Genomic DNA, 14,240 nt, shown 5'->3' on the forward strand with positions numbered 1-14,240 from the left:
CTCTTTTTTTATTATAGTAGAAATACCTTTTTGTTATTTCTTTTCTGCTTTATCTGCAATAATCCGATTCTCTCTATTAGCTAATTCCCATGCTGTATGAAAAACTAGTCTAGTTCTGTTTTCTAGTAAATCATATTCAATTTTATCAGGTGTATCACTTGGTTGGTGATAATCATCGTGAGTACCATTAAAATAAAATATTACTGGTATGTTGTTTTTTGCAAAATTATAATGATCAGATCTGTAATAGAAACGATTAGGGTCGTTCTCATCATTATATGTGTAATCCAATTCTACATTTGTATATTTTGTATTTACTTCTTCAGAAATATTATGAAGTTCCGTACTTAGCTTGTCACTTCCTATTAAATATACATAATTTCTATTTTCACTTTTACGTTTTGGATCTATTCGACCGATCATATCGATGTTTAAATCTGCAACTGTGTTTTCTAATGGAAAAATTGGATCTTTATCAGTATAATAGCGTGATCCCAAAAGACCTTTTTCTTCTCCAGTAACGTTTAGAAATAATATTGACCTTTTCGGTCCATTACCATCTTTTACAGCTTTGGCAAAAGCTTCTGCAATTTCTACCACCGCAACAGTTCCTGATCCATCATCGTCAGCACCATTATATACTTTTCCGTCTTTTACTCCTTCGTGATCTAAATGTGCAGATATTACTATAATCTCATCAGGTTTCTCAGATCCTTTGATAAATGCAGCTACATTCTCTGAAGTTATTTTCTCAGAAACATTTTTGTAATCCATTGAAAAATTCGTCTTAATAACACTAGATTTATCATTTGTAGCAATATCATTAACAAATGCCTTTGCTAAATCTTCATTGAGAAGCAAAAAGTAAGGATCTTCGTCATTGCCGGCAAGTGACATTCTGCTAGAGGAGTTAGTAAATTGTGCAACTGCCATCTGATATACTTCTGGGAAATAAAACAAAATAGCTTTAGCACCTTGGTCTATTGCCGCAGTACGCTTAGCAGCAAACTGTTGCCTCATGTTTGACCATTTAGATGCTTCTGTAGTTCCAGTTACCATAAAAGTTCCATTTTTGTTTTTAGGTTCTCCTGATTTAATTAAAACAACTTTATCTTTAACATCAACATCAGAATAACTGGAGTACTTTTCATCATCGATTCCAAATCCAACATATACAATTTCATTGATAGAAATTTTATCTGTTTTACCAGAACTTAAGGATATAAAATCTTCTTTGTATGCAAATGATTTGTCATTAACAGTTAGCTTGATTTCAGGGTTTCCAGCAACTTCAAGAGGTACTTCTTGAAAATAGTTCCCATCGCTTTTAGCAGCAGGAACACCATACTTCATGTAGTGTTCTTTTAGGAAATTAACAGCCATTTTTTGACCTGGCTTACCAGTTTCTCTTCCTTCAAACTCATCTGATGCATATTTATATAATGCAGTTTTTAAATCTTCGGATGTAATTGTTTTGGCATATGTTACAGGATCATTAGCAACTTTTTTTGTTTCTGCCGGTTTTGTTGTTGTTTTGGTAGTACCACAAGCTGTAATAAGAGCCGTTATAGCCAAAACAGAAAATACTTTTTTCATAAAGATGTGTGAATATTATTTTTTTTGATTTAGCCAAAAATACAAGAATTTATATATGATTTTATTAAGTGATTGAAAAAATAGACTTGATCAAATCATTTATGGTGTTTTAATTCTAGATTAAGTGGATAGATGTTAACATAAATAGATCAAATTATATTTGTAATTTCGTTTATACATTTAATAAATTGATAAAAAATGTCTAGTACTAACCAATGTAAAAATTGTGAACAGTCTTTTGATAGGTCCTTTGATTATTGTCCATATTGCGGACAAGAGGCAGCTGATAAATTAACTTTTGGAGTTTTATTTAGTAATACTATTGGAAATTACTTTGCGGTTGATGCTCGTTTCTTTAAAAGTTTCATACCATTAATGACAAAACCTGGTGTACTGGCGAGACGTTTTGTAGATGGAAAACGTCTTTCATACTTACATCCCGCTCAATTTTACTTATTCATATCTGTTGTGTTCTTTTTTATTTTCTCATTTACTGTGAGGAAGGCCGATAATACCCTTAATAAGAAGTTTAAGCAAGAATTTAGTAAGGATATCAAGTTAGATTCTTTAGATTTTAAAAAAGATTCAATTGGTATCGAAATTGCTAAAAAAGCAATAACTGAAAACGCTGCACTTGCTAATATTGCAAGCGAAGATCTTAAAGCTCTTGATTCTGTGATTTCTGCGGAACAAAAAAATCCAAATCTCTCATTTAATTTTAAACGCAAACAGTTAGATTCATTGATAACTATTGGTGCTCCCCAGAGTGAGAAACTCAAGATTATGGGGGTTGATGAAAATGATGGAGCGATTACTAAAAAATTTTTTACTCAAATATTGAAGTTTTATGAGCAACAGGGTGGAGGAATATTAAAAACTTTTTATGATACGATTCCTATTACAATGTTCTTAATGCTGCCATTATTTGCTTTTTTGTTGAAAATATTCTTTTGGACAAAAGGAACCTTTGCACATCATATGGTATTTAGTTTTTATTTTTTCACATTTATTTTTACATCGTTTTGTTTTTTAATTTGTTTTAATTCGTTTATTGAGATTCCTATTTGGTTACAGGTATTATTCTTTTTATCCTTTATTATTTATTTAATTCTAGCGTTTAGGAACTTCTATAAAGGTAGTTGGATTGGAGCAATTCTTAAAGGTTTTGTAGTTAGTTATGTATATATGATGATTATTGTACCATTAGCTTTTACAGGTATTATTTTTGTGTCTATATTTTTATATTAAAGATTAGAGATTAAATTTTGTTGTTAATAAAGAAGTTAATTTTAAAAGAAGTAATAATGAAATTCAATATAAATAATACATTTTCTGAAGAATTGCCTTCGGACCCGATACTTGAAAACTCTCGTAGACAGGTTAGAAATGCTTGCTTCTCTTATGTTACTCCAAGAAAAACAAGTAATCCAACAATTTTGCATGTTTCTGATGAAGTAATGCAAGATTTAGGGTTAAGTCAAGATGATGCTAAATCCGAAGAGTTTTTACAGATAATGACCGGTAATAAGGTGATGAAAAACACAAAACCTTATGCAATGCATTATGGAGGTCATCAATTCGGAAACTGGGCAGGACAATTGGGAGATGGACGTGCTATTAACTTATTGGAAGTTGTACATAATTCTAAGCGTTGGGCAGTTCAATTAAAAGGAGCAGGAGAGACGCCTTATTCTCGTAATGCTGATGGTTTAGCAGTTCTTCGTTCTTCGATACGCGAGTATTTATGTAGTGAGGCCATGTATCATTTAGGAGTTCCTACAACTAGAGCTTTATCTTTGTCTATTACCGGTGATCAAGTATTAAGGGATATATTATATAATGGTAATGCAGCATATGAAAAAGGAGCCGTTGTATCGAGAGTTGCACCTTCTTTCATTCGGTTTGGTAATTTTGAAGTATTAGCCGCTCATGGAGATCATACAACGTTGAAATTATTGACAGATTATACCATCAAATACTTTTATCCTGAGATAACAAACACAGGCAAGGAGGCCTATATTTCATTCTTTAAATTAGTTAGTGAAAGAAGTTTGAAGATGGTTATAGATTGGCAGCGAGTAGGTTTTGTTCATGGAGTTATGAATACTGATAATATGTCTATTCTTGGTGCAACAATAGATTATGGACCTTATGGATGGTTAGAAGTATATGATCATGGATGGACTCCTAATACCACAGATAGTCAGTTTAAACGTTATAGATATGGTACACAACCAGAAATTGTTCTGTGGAATCTTTATCAATTAGCAAATGCGTTGTTCCCGTTAATTGAAGAAGCAGATCCATTAGAAAATATTTTGGACGCTTATCAAAATTCTTATAAGAATGAATATATCGATATGATGACATCTAAAATAGGATTGTTTACTAAGCAATCGGAAGATCAGCATATTATAGAACAATTAGAAGAATTACTTCAGGTTGTAGAAACTGATATGACTATTTTTTTCAGAAATTTAAGTACTTATAAAAAAGGAAGTTATAATCAATGGATGCAAATAGTTTCAGAAGCTTTTTATACACTTAGTGATGTAAAAGAGGATGTTCTACAGCGTTGGAATGATTGGTTTTTAATGTATGATAATAGGTTGAATGTAGAGGTTTTAAGTGATGAGCAACGCAAAGAAAAAATGGATACTATTAATCCTAAGTATGTGTTACGTAATTATATGGCTCAGTTAGCTATAGACGACGCTGATAAAGGTGATTATATGTTAATCGATGAATTGTATAAAATGCTTAAAAAACCCTATAGTGAACAACCTGAATACGATAAATGGTTTGCTAAACGTCCTGATTGGGCAAGAGATAAGGTAGGTTGTTCTATGCTATCTTGTAGTTCCTAATAATAAGTATTAGTGAAATTTATGTTAGATGTAATAAATAATATTAAAGAAGGATATTCCGAAGGGATTTATAACAATGTTAAGTATAGCATAACCAAAGAAGTTTTTAATCACGGAAAGTCTTTTAAAATATATGCAAAAGAATTACAAGGAAATGATTTTATAAGTTTAAATTATTACATCACTTCTACTTCCGAATTATTAAAACCTTGCGAAATGCCAAAACAAAAGGTTATTGATTTTCTGAATAATGTATTTTTAATCTAATGAATTGTTTTTTAGTATTTAAATGATTGATTTTAAATAGCTTATGGTATTTAACTTGTTGTTTTAGTTTAGGTTATTTTTCTCCTGGGTGGTATGTTTTTTCAGCACGTTTTTCTACATCTTCCTTGTAGAATGCAGCTTCTTTAAATTGAACATTTACATACGGTTCTATTTGATCGTCGAAATGTGTAGAATCCGGATTACCACTTTGTCCACCAGCTAAACTAGTTTTTGCTTTTACTTTATCACCAAATTCCACAACTGCAACAAAACTATTTCCTCTAGTACCATAAATTTTCTTAGTATTATTAGTATAGCGAACTCCATATGCTGCAAGTGCTCCCCAGCGTCCAGATGCAAATCCAACCGGAGTGCTAGGTTTATTATCATCGAATGGTTGTTTTATATCTCCATTAATACGTTGAAAACGATTTACCTCTCCCCATGGAAGGATACTTCCAAAGTCTTCTTCTATTTGAGCTAGAGTTTCTTTAAAAATAGACAGTCTTTCTTCTAACGGAGATTTTTCACCAAAATAGGTGAGTAGTGCCATATCACTAATTCTTTCTTCTGGTCTTTTCCCTTTTTTTGCATAATTAGTCCCATAGAAATGTGCTAGCGTCATTGCTTTGGAATCTACGGAAGTTTTGTAATCCCAATTACGTAAAATTTCGATAGCACTGCCTAATTCTTTTGTTTTATCAATTTTATCATAAGCTTCTACGAGTCCAGGAATTAATTTTTCGAATGCGGGTAAATATGGATCATAGGCTAATGATATAAGACTATCTATTGTATAATTCTTCTTGTCCTTCAATAATTCAATAGCGTGAACGCCTCTAAAGTTTTCTCTGTCAATAGACATATATGCAGGATATTCTTCTTTTTTTGGGCTAAACTCTAACGCTGCGGTATATGGTGTAGAATTACAATTTTGTAACCAACCATTTTTTGGATTCAAAAGCATTATCGCTTCATTTACAGGATGTAACCCATTCCAATCGGTTTTAGGATTACTTCCATCAACGGGTTTGGTATAATCGAAAGATTGATCCCTAACTGGGATGAAATTACCATGGAAATAAGCAATGTTTCCTTCTGCATCTGCATAAACGGTATTGTTTGATGAATTCGTTTTTATATCCATCATATTTCTAAATCCTTTATAACCATTTTGTTTAGTACGTATATAGGATTGTTCTAATGCTTTTACAGGTTCCCACATTAATGAGGTTGCAACCCATTTACCATTTTTAAGATGTGTAATAGGACCATGATGCGTTCTATAAGCCGGAAATGTTTTTTCTTTTAAAGTATCATCTTCTTTATATTTTAAAACAACTTCGTATTCTTTTATAGATTTTAGTTCGTCTCCATATTTATACATGGGTTTACCATCTTTCTTAGTAGTTGTTTCAATGAATTCATCTATAACATCTGTATAGGTAGAAGTATGCATCCATCCAGTTTTTTCATTAAAACCTTGATATACGAAGAATTGCCCCCAAGTAACAGCTCCATATGCATTTAACCCTTCTTCGCTTACCACATGCACTTCTCCTCTAAAATAAAATGAAGTATGTGGATTAATTAATAACATCGCATTTCCTGATTTTGTTAATGATCCAGAAATAGCAATTCCATTAGAACCTTGCGGTTCTATCATTTCCTTTTCCTTTTTTAAAGCTATCTCCTCTGACATAGGGAGTTCCATACCACCTTCATACATCGCTTTAATTTTACGAGTAGAAACACGTTCTATATCCCCACCAATGGAACCTTCGCTAAAATACATAGGCATCCACGGCTCGAAATGTGTTAGTAATCTGGGAGTTACTTCAGGATGTGTTTTTAGATAATAATTAATACCATCAGCAAAAGCAATGCACAATTCTTTAAGCCATTGAGGACTTTTTTCATAATTAGCTATTGCTTCTTCCTTGGTCATAAATAATTTAGCTCTAAGATCACTATAAAGAGCTTTTTCTCCTTCTACTTCTGCTAATCGACCTGTAGCCCAAATATAATTCTGTTCTACACGATTAAAATCATCTTCACATTGTGCATACAACAGTCCAAAAACAGCATCTGCGTCTGTTTTTCCATAGATATGAGGTACACCAAAATCATCTCTTATAATAGTGGTATTTATTGAATGTTCTTTCCAACGTTTTTCTTCATCACTAATTTCTATTTTTGTTTCAATTTTACAAGAGAAAAATAGGAAAGAGATAATACAAAAAAGAGTGATTTTTGAGCTTTTCATAGGATTAATCATATAATAAATAAATGGTAGTGCTAACGTTATTTTAAAATTGTGTGAACTCCATTTTCTAGAGCAAATAATGTAGATATTTCTTTTTGAGTTAGATTTCTGTTAAAAATAGACAGTTCATCCATCAATCCTATGTATCCTAATCCTAAATAAATATTAGATTTTTCTAATTCCCATGAAAAAGGATCTGTAATATTATCTCGCTGTCCTTTTAATACACCGTTGATGTATAAAGAAGTTTCACCTTTTCCAGAATTTAAATTTTTAAAATTTATAAAAATATGTGTCCAAGTTCCTTTTGCAAAAGGAGGCTGAGAGACTGGAATTAATTGATTTTTAAAAACAGGGTCATCATTGTCAGATATGGTAGTATCTTTTTTCCAAGAAATTTTATCTCCAATAACTCCTAGTCTAAAATCTCTAGGATTTTCTTTGGTAAAATCTACCCAAATAGATGCATCATTATAACTTACATCTGTAATTTGGATTGGATCACAATATCCTGGCTCTAAATCTGTAGCAGGATCAAGATTGAGCCAAAAAGATACAGCTCCATTCCATTCTTTTTGATTGTAAGCGATATTATCTTTACTAGTGTAATAAATATAACCTTTACTATCCTTCTCATAAAGAAGAGCTCCACCTTTTAAACCTTGATTTTCTGATAAACTAACTCCTTCTTTGTGTAAACCCATTTTGGCAGAATCTCTAGCTTTTCTTGATGGAACGGTATATATTTTAGGATCTCCTAATGAAAAATCTGCATCAGTACCATTGTCAAAAGAAGTGTAAAATGTTAATGCTTTTTTTAATACTGTTTTAGTAGTATCCTTTTTAACTACATCGTTTTGGGTTTTGTCCTTTTTAGTCTTTTCTTTTCCACAGGATACTGCCATAAAAGATAAAGCTAAAGTAAAAATAATACCGTACTGAAGAGAGGATTTTGCAAATTTCATGAGATGATAAGTGTGTGTTTATATGGTTATAAATATATAAAAATATACCCACCAAATACTAAGGTGGGTAGTTGAAACAATAGTTTTAAATAAACTTTATGATATTATAATATCAGTTTTCAATTTTTTAATTGATGCCTTCTTGTTAAGAATCCGATCGTACCTAAAAACAAAGTTATTATTGTTAAGGATACGATATAATCGTTATTATGGTCTAGTCCACCGAAGTAATCCATAAATGGTATTTTGTTCATGTTTGCATACGTTATCATAAAGAATATTATTTCGAATAACTTTTTTCCTTTAGTCAGTATTCCTAAAGTGGATGCCAACAAAACAATAAAAATTGACCCGATAATTATATGAGCGTTGGATAATAAATCAAATTTTATAAATAACCTTATAATTAATGGAGAAGCTAGTGATAACATTAGTATTGTTCCGGCAATTAGTTGTGAACTTAATAATCTACTTAATGGTTTATATGATGTAAATGTAATATGATGTACATTATTATATATTTCTTTGGAAGATATTTCTGATAGTCTATGAACTTGTAAAAACCATAGGACTGGAAGGATCAATGGATATGCTATATTGATAGGTGCAATTGCCAAGGATATAACCCCAATTATGTTAATAATCCATAACCATCTTTTTCCTTTTCTAAAGAGTAACATTAGTTCTGTTTTGACTAAAGAAATGATTCCATAATTAGTGGTGGATTTCTTTAATTCAGATACTATGATCTCTTGATTATTTTGTGTCTTCAGAATTTTAGGGGTCAAACTAATACTTCTTAGTTTCTCTTTAATACTAAACCTGTGGAATAATGGTGTAACGACCATTATCATCATCGTACCAAGTAATACCCATATGAAACGACTTATAATAAATACTGTGGGAAATGATATTCCATTAAATTCAAACTTTTTAGTCTCTTTTATATTTCCAATAGCATATCCGATGGATAAGTCTGTTTTTTCATCTACTTTTATAATGCTTCTAACCGTTTCTTCCATTTGATGCATTACAATTTTAGTACCAAATGGGTCTAGAGCAAATTGTGATTTATCATTATTAGCTGAAAATACTAATGCTGAAAATAAAAAGAAGAACCCGATATTTTGTAGTACTGAATATTTCCTAAATACCACTTCAAAAATTATTGCCAATACAGCTATAAAAAACATTGCCGGAATTGGAACTAATAAATATGGAATTAAAAAGTCTAATATTTCTAATGAATAACCATCATTATATAAATAAAAAAGTAAAATACTCATTAAAAATACAATGAATACTATTGTAATCAACACTAAGAAATTACTGAGTACTTTGGATAAAAGATATTTAAAATTGGTAATTGGAGTGGAAGCAGTTATATGCCCTATTTTAGTGGTTAAATCTTTATTAATACTGCCGTTAACTAAATAGAAGCCAATTAGTGATAAGAATATACTAGTCATTATAGCAGTAACATACCCGAACCAAGCAGCATTATAATATCCAACATGATCAGCAATTCTAATAGTAGAATAATTGGCATTAGGTTCTGGTACAAATGTATATGCTACCGCTAGACTTATACATAAGGTTATTAGAAAACTGTAACTTCTAACTCGTTGCAGATAATCAAATTTTATAGTTGATAAGAATGTTTTCATAATGATGGTATTAGTAGGCATAATAAACTCCTATATGTGCTTTTTTTAGGAAAATTATAATTGCAATTATTAATAGTATTGTGGTAATAGATATAGTTGCTATAGTTTTTTTATTTGTTGATTTTTTCATGATATTAATTTGTTTTTGTTAAGTATAAATAAGCATCTTCTAGATTTGCTTTTTTAGATTTAGATCCAATCATTGGATTTTCGGAGATATACCTAACGGATAAGTTTCCTTCCTTTCTAGCCGTGCTTACGATAATATGGTTTGTCTTAAAATCTTTTAACTCTTCTTTATTGATAATGATTTCAAAAACTTTTTGATCAACTAATTTTATGAGTTGTTCTTGGTTTCCTTGGGATAATAGCGTACCGTCTTTCATTACAGCCACTTGATCTGCTATGGTATCGATATCGGATACGATATGTGATGACAAAATAACGATACAATCTTGCGCCAAATCCGAAATAAGATTTCTGAAACGAACTCTTTCTTCTGGATCCAGCCCTACAGTAGGTTCATCAAATATTATAATTTTAGGATCATTTAAAAGTGTCTGTGCGATTCCTACGCGTTGTTTCATACCTCCAGAATAGCTTCCTATTGGTTTTTTAGCTGCCTCTAGTAAATTGAGCCCTTCTAGTAACTGTTGTATTTTTGTTTTAAGATTTGGACCACCAATACCTTTTAAAGCTGCTATGTATTCTAAAAATTCAAAGGCATTAAGGTTTTGGTATACACCAAAATCTTGTGGAAGAAAACCTAATTGCTTTCTTATATAGTTTGCATCCTTCAGAATGTTATTTCTGTTTAGAATTATTGTACCGTCTGTTGGTTTACTGATGGTAGCTATCATTTTAAGAAGTGTTGATTTTCCTGCTCCATTAGGACCTAATAACCCTAATATTCCTTTTTCTATAGTAATTGAAAAGTCTTTCAACCCATATTTATTTCTATTGTATTTTTTTGATACGTTTTTGATTTCCAGTTTCATGTTTTGTTATTTATTAAATTATTAATAACTAGATTTTAATACATTCCGATACTTTCTATAAGTAGGATGGTTAATTCAATGATAAATTCTATTAGCGATTTCATATATGTGATATTTAATTGATTGAGATCAAAAGTGATATATTATACCAATAGAAAGAAAAAAGAATGATGAGTGGTGGGTGTATCGTGATATAATAACAAATGTCAGTTTAAACCTTAAATAGGTCAACTTGAATAAAAAATTAGTTCTTACATCATGAAAAAGTGGTATTTCACAAACCAAAACTTATTTTTGAATGTAAAATTTAAAAAATTAATATGTCAAGATTAGATACTTGGATTGATAATAAACTTGTACAAAACATACTCGTTTGGTTGTTTTTGATGATTATATTTTTGATGGTTATCCAAGCCGAAAATAGATTGCTGGCATCAGCTGCCATTATTGCTTTTATAATACCTCCTGTTTATATCAGTAATCTGAAAATATTACCGCTATTTTTTACAAATAAAAGGGTACTAGGAGTTGTTTTATTTTCTTTAAATATTACATTTTTTACTTTTTTGGGAGTTGCTTTGTTAAGTAGTTTTTTTGAAAGCTTTCAATGGAGAATGTTATTAAATATATTTGGAGCTGTTCTATTGGTAATACTATTTGGAACCGCTTTGAAGTTGGCTAGAGATAGTTTTTACAGACGTCAGGAAGAAAAAGAGGCTGAGTTAAAGCTCTTGAAAGCACAATTAAATCCTCATTTTTTGTTTAATACCTTGAATAACCTATATGGTTTATCTGTGATTAAATCCGAAAAATTACCAGACTTGATGCTCAAACTTTCTGATTTGTTAAGATATAGCTTGTATGAAACGAAGGAAACATTTGTTCCTTTAGAGAAAGAAATCAAATACCTTGAAAACTATATTTCATTAGAGAAAATAAGATTAGAAGATAAAGCAGATATCCAATTAAACATTAAAGGTTATGATCCTTCTGATAAAATTATAGCCCCGATGCTATTTATTGTTTTTGTAGAAAATGCTTTTAAGCATTTGGGAGTTTTAGAAGGAGTAAAAAGCAAAGTATCAGTAAATATTGAGATAGAAAAGGATTCTCTTAACTTTAATTGCTTGAATACTATAGATTCCATTCGTACAACAAATATTGAAAAAGGAAAAAGTGGCATTGGTTTACAAAATGCGAAAAAACGTTTAGATTTGATGTATACAGACAAATACAAGTTACAAGTAAAACAAGAAAAAGATTGTTATCAAGTGGCATTAAATCTTAATTTTTAAATGAAAGTACTACAGTGTTTAATAGCAGATGATGAACCAATAGCTCGACAAATTATAGAGAGTTACATTAAAGAAATCCCATATTTAGAGGTAGTAAATACCTGTAAAAATGCGTTTGAAGTAATGGAGTTTTTACAGGATAATACGGTCGACTTATTGTTTCTAGATATCAATATGCCAAAATTATCTGGTATTAGTTTATTAAAAACAATTCGTCACAAACCTCATGTGATTATTACTACAGCATATCCTGAGTATGCAGTAGAAGGTTTTGAATTATCGGTAACAGATTATTTACTAAAACCTTTTAGTTTGGAACGATTTTTACAAGCTGTTTTAAAAGTGCAACAGCAAACAAGTCCTATTCAGGATACTGTTGTTGTAGAAAAAGAAAAAAGTACAAAATCTGTATATGTTAAGAGTGATAAGAAGATTATTAAATTAGACTTAGAAACTATTAACTATATAGAAGCTTATGGTAACTATATCAAAATATATACAAATCAAATGATTCTAACACCTGTAACATTATCCGATTTTTTAGAAAAATTATCTGATAACTTCGTTAGAATTCATAAGTCATATGTTGTCAATTTTAATAAACTTAAGTTAATTGATGGAAATCAAATAGTATTACAAAATGATAGTAAATTACCTATAAGTAAATCTTATAGAAAGTTAATTCTAAATAGAATAGATGGTATTTAGCGATATCAATTAGATATATACCTAAGTTTTATTTAAATAATTGGGTGATGTTCATTTTATACATAGTGCCAATAGGTATTACTTGATCCGCAATTAAAATTCTATTTCCTTCGATACTTTTTATATGTTTTTTGGCTACTGCAAATGATTTATGAACTTGTAAAAAATCATCACTGGCTATTGTAGCTAATAGATCAGTTATTTTTTCTCTTACAGTTATGGTTTCTTGAGTGGTAACAACCTTAGCATAATTCCCAGCAGATTCCAAGTATTTAATATCCTCAATTAAAACTTGTATGTACTTTTTATTACTTTTTAGAAAAATACTTTTTTCAGGAGCTTCTGTACGGAGATGATTAGGGGAAATAGATTTTGATTCTGATGCTGTAGCCTTATTTACTGCTTTTAGAAAACGTTCGAAACTAAAAGGTTTTAACAAGTAATCCAGAATATTCAATTCATATCCTTCTAAAGCAAATTCGCTATAAGCTGTGGTAACAATAACTTTAGGAGGATTAGAAAGTGTTTTCAAAAAATCGAATCCTTTTAATTTTGGCATATTAAGATCTAGGAAAATCAAATCTACCTCATTAGTGTTCATATATTCAAAAGCTTCTAAAGCATCATAACAATGTTGAAGCAATTTCATGTTTGGTAATAAATCACAGTAACGCTTTATAATACCGTGTGCTACATGTTCATCGTCTATAATTAAATACTTAATCATAATTGCTTAAGGGTTAGTTGTACTTTATACACATCTTCTGTTATCGCAAAAGATAAAGAATGTTTTTTTGGATACACTAATTCTAGTCTTCTTTTCAAATTATTGAGACCAATGCCAGGTTCTTTTGTAACCTCGGATGCATCAAAGTTATTTTCTATTGCAAAATGTATTTCATTGGCTCCAGATGTCATATTTATATGAATATAAGCTCCATCCCTTAAATTCTCTACTCCATGTTTAAATGCATTTTCTAAGAGTATGATAAACAGTAATGGCATAACCTTAGATTCTTCATTTTGAATATGTAGGTTAAAATTGACTTCTGTCTTTTTATGATAACGCATTTTATGAAGCTCAATATAATTTTTAAGATATTCTATTTCTTCTTTGACCGTAACAAAATCTCGTTGTCCTTCATAAATACTATACCGCATCATATCAGATAGTTTTAGTATTAGTTCTTGAGCTTTTTTTGAATCTTCTTCTACTAAACCATATAGGTTATTAAGGGTATTAAAAAAGAAATGAGGATTCACTTGACTTTTTAGATGTAATAATTCAGTTTTAGACTTTTCATTTTTTAGTTTAATAATTGTCTTTAATTGTCTGGACACCCAACGAATCCCTACAACAAATAGAATACTGAAGTAAAAGAATGATAAAAGAGTGGCAATTAATTCTTCTTCCGTGGCCACTAAAACGATTAAAACAAAAGGAGTACATATAGCAAATAGCCAGAAAATGATTTTTAGAATTCTAGGTCTCATATTCAATATTAATTAAATAATGTATCTCCACCAAAGAAGTTGATGAACACTATTTAACTCTATATAAACCTGATCAAACTAGGGATGAATTTATTTGCTATTTCTAGTTTGTGTTTG

General features: G+C 30.2%; 12 protein-coding genes. 5 read left to right on the forward strand and 7 right to left on the reverse strand.

What is annotated here, in order from left to right:
* Positions 1-33: 33 nt before the first annotated feature.
* Positions 34-1,596: a M28 family peptidase gene (locus D1815_RS04875; protein WP_118386145.1), complete on the reverse strand. Its 1,563-nt coding sequence runs from the start codon at positions 1,594-1,596 to the stop codon at positions 34-36.
* 198 nt (positions 1,597-1,794) lie between these two features.
* Here D1815_RS04875 and D1815_RS04880 point away from each other — a divergent pair, with 198 nt between their 5' ends.
* Genes D1815_RS04880 through D1815_RS04890 form a run of 3 tightly spaced genes read left to right on the forward strand, consistent with a single transcriptional unit; the run spans position 1,795 to position 4,730 of the window.
* Positions 1,795-2,844, forward strand: a complete 1,050-nt coding sequence (locus tag D1815_RS04880; RefSeq protein ID WP_118386146.1) for a DUF3667 domain-containing protein — start codon at positions 1,795-1,797, stop codon at positions 2,842-2,844.
* Between the two features lie 56 nt (positions 2,845-2,900).
* Complete coding sequence (locus D1815_RS04885; protein WP_118386147.1) at positions 2,901-4,463, forward strand: YdiU family protein; 1,563 nt, start codon at positions 2,901-2,903, stop codon at positions 4,461-4,463.
* Positions 4,464-4,484: 21 nt separating this feature from the next.
* Complete coding sequence (locus tag D1815_RS04890) at positions 4,485-4,730, forward strand: peptide methionine sulfoxide reductase (protein WP_118386148.1); 246 nt, start codon at positions 4,485-4,487, stop codon at positions 4,728-4,730.
* A gap of 73 nt (positions 4,731-4,803) precedes the next feature.
* Here the strand turns inward: D1815_RS04890 and D1815_RS04895 are convergent, their stop codons facing one another.
* The 4 genes from D1815_RS04895 to D1815_RS04910 all read right to left on the reverse strand — a co-directional run bounded on the left by D1815_RS04895 (position 4,804) and on the right by D1815_RS04910 (position 10,626).
* Positions 4,804-6,996, reverse strand: coding sequence for an acylase (locus D1815_RS04895; protein ID WP_118389876.1), 2,193 nt, complete (start codon positions 6,994-6,996; stop codon positions 4,804-4,806).
* Positions 6,997-7,034: 38 nt separating this feature from the next.
* On the reverse strand, positions 7,035-7,961 hold the full coding sequence (locus D1815_RS04900) for a LamG-like jellyroll fold domain-containing protein (protein ID WP_118386149.1): 927 nt from the start codon (positions 7,959-7,961) through the stop codon (positions 7,035-7,037).
* Between the two features lie 119 nt (positions 7,962-8,080).
* Complete coding sequence (locus tag D1815_RS04905; protein WP_118389879.1) at positions 8,081-9,628, reverse strand: ABC transporter permease; 1,548 nt, start codon at positions 9,626-9,628, stop codon at positions 8,081-8,083.
* Positions 9,629-9,762: 134 nt separating this feature from the next.
* The gene (locus D1815_RS04910) at positions 9,763-10,626 is read right to left on the reverse strand and encodes an ABC transporter ATP-binding protein (protein WP_118386150.1); all 864 of its coding nucleotides are present in this window, start codon (positions 10,624-10,626) and stop codon (positions 9,763-9,765) included.
* Between the two features lie 320 nt (positions 10,627-10,946).
* Here D1815_RS04910 and D1815_RS04915 point away from each other — a divergent pair, with 320 nt between their 5' ends.
* Together D1815_RS04915 and D1815_RS04920 are read left to right on the forward strand one after the other, a co-directional pair.
* The gene (locus D1815_RS04915) at positions 10,947-11,921 is read left to right on the forward strand and encodes a sensor histidine kinase (RefSeq protein WP_118386151.1); all 975 of its coding nucleotides are present in this window, start codon (positions 10,947-10,949) and stop codon (positions 11,919-11,921) included.
* Positions 11,922-12,629, forward strand: a complete 708-nt coding sequence (locus tag D1815_RS04920; protein ID WP_027391542.1) for a LytTR family DNA-binding domain-containing protein — start codon at positions 11,922-11,924, stop codon at positions 12,627-12,629.
* A 28-nt stretch (positions 12,630-12,657) separates the two neighbouring features.
* Here D1815_RS04920 and D1815_RS04925 read toward each other — a convergent pair whose 3' ends face one another.
* Positions 12,658-13,356 carry a LytTR family DNA-binding domain-containing protein gene (locus tag D1815_RS04925; RefSeq protein WP_027391541.1) on the reverse strand — a complete coding sequence of 233 codons (699 nt, stop codon included), beginning with the start codon at positions 13,354-13,356 and terminating at the stop codon, positions 12,658-12,660.
* A complete protein-coding gene (locus tag D1815_RS04930) occupies positions 13,353-14,123 on the reverse strand; it encodes a sensor histidine kinase (protein WP_118386152.1) in 771 nt (256 codons plus the stop codon). The genes D1815_RS04925 and D1815_RS04930 overlap by 4 nt, the downstream gene beginning before the upstream one ends.
* Between the last annotated feature and the right edge of the window lie 117 nt (positions 14,124-14,240).

Origin of the sequence: Aquimarina sp. AD1 (genome assembly GCF_003443695.1) — a bacterium.
Taxonomy (GTDB): Bacteria; Bacteroidota; Bacteroidia; order Flavobacteriales; family Flavobacteriaceae; genus Aquimarina; species Aquimarina latercula.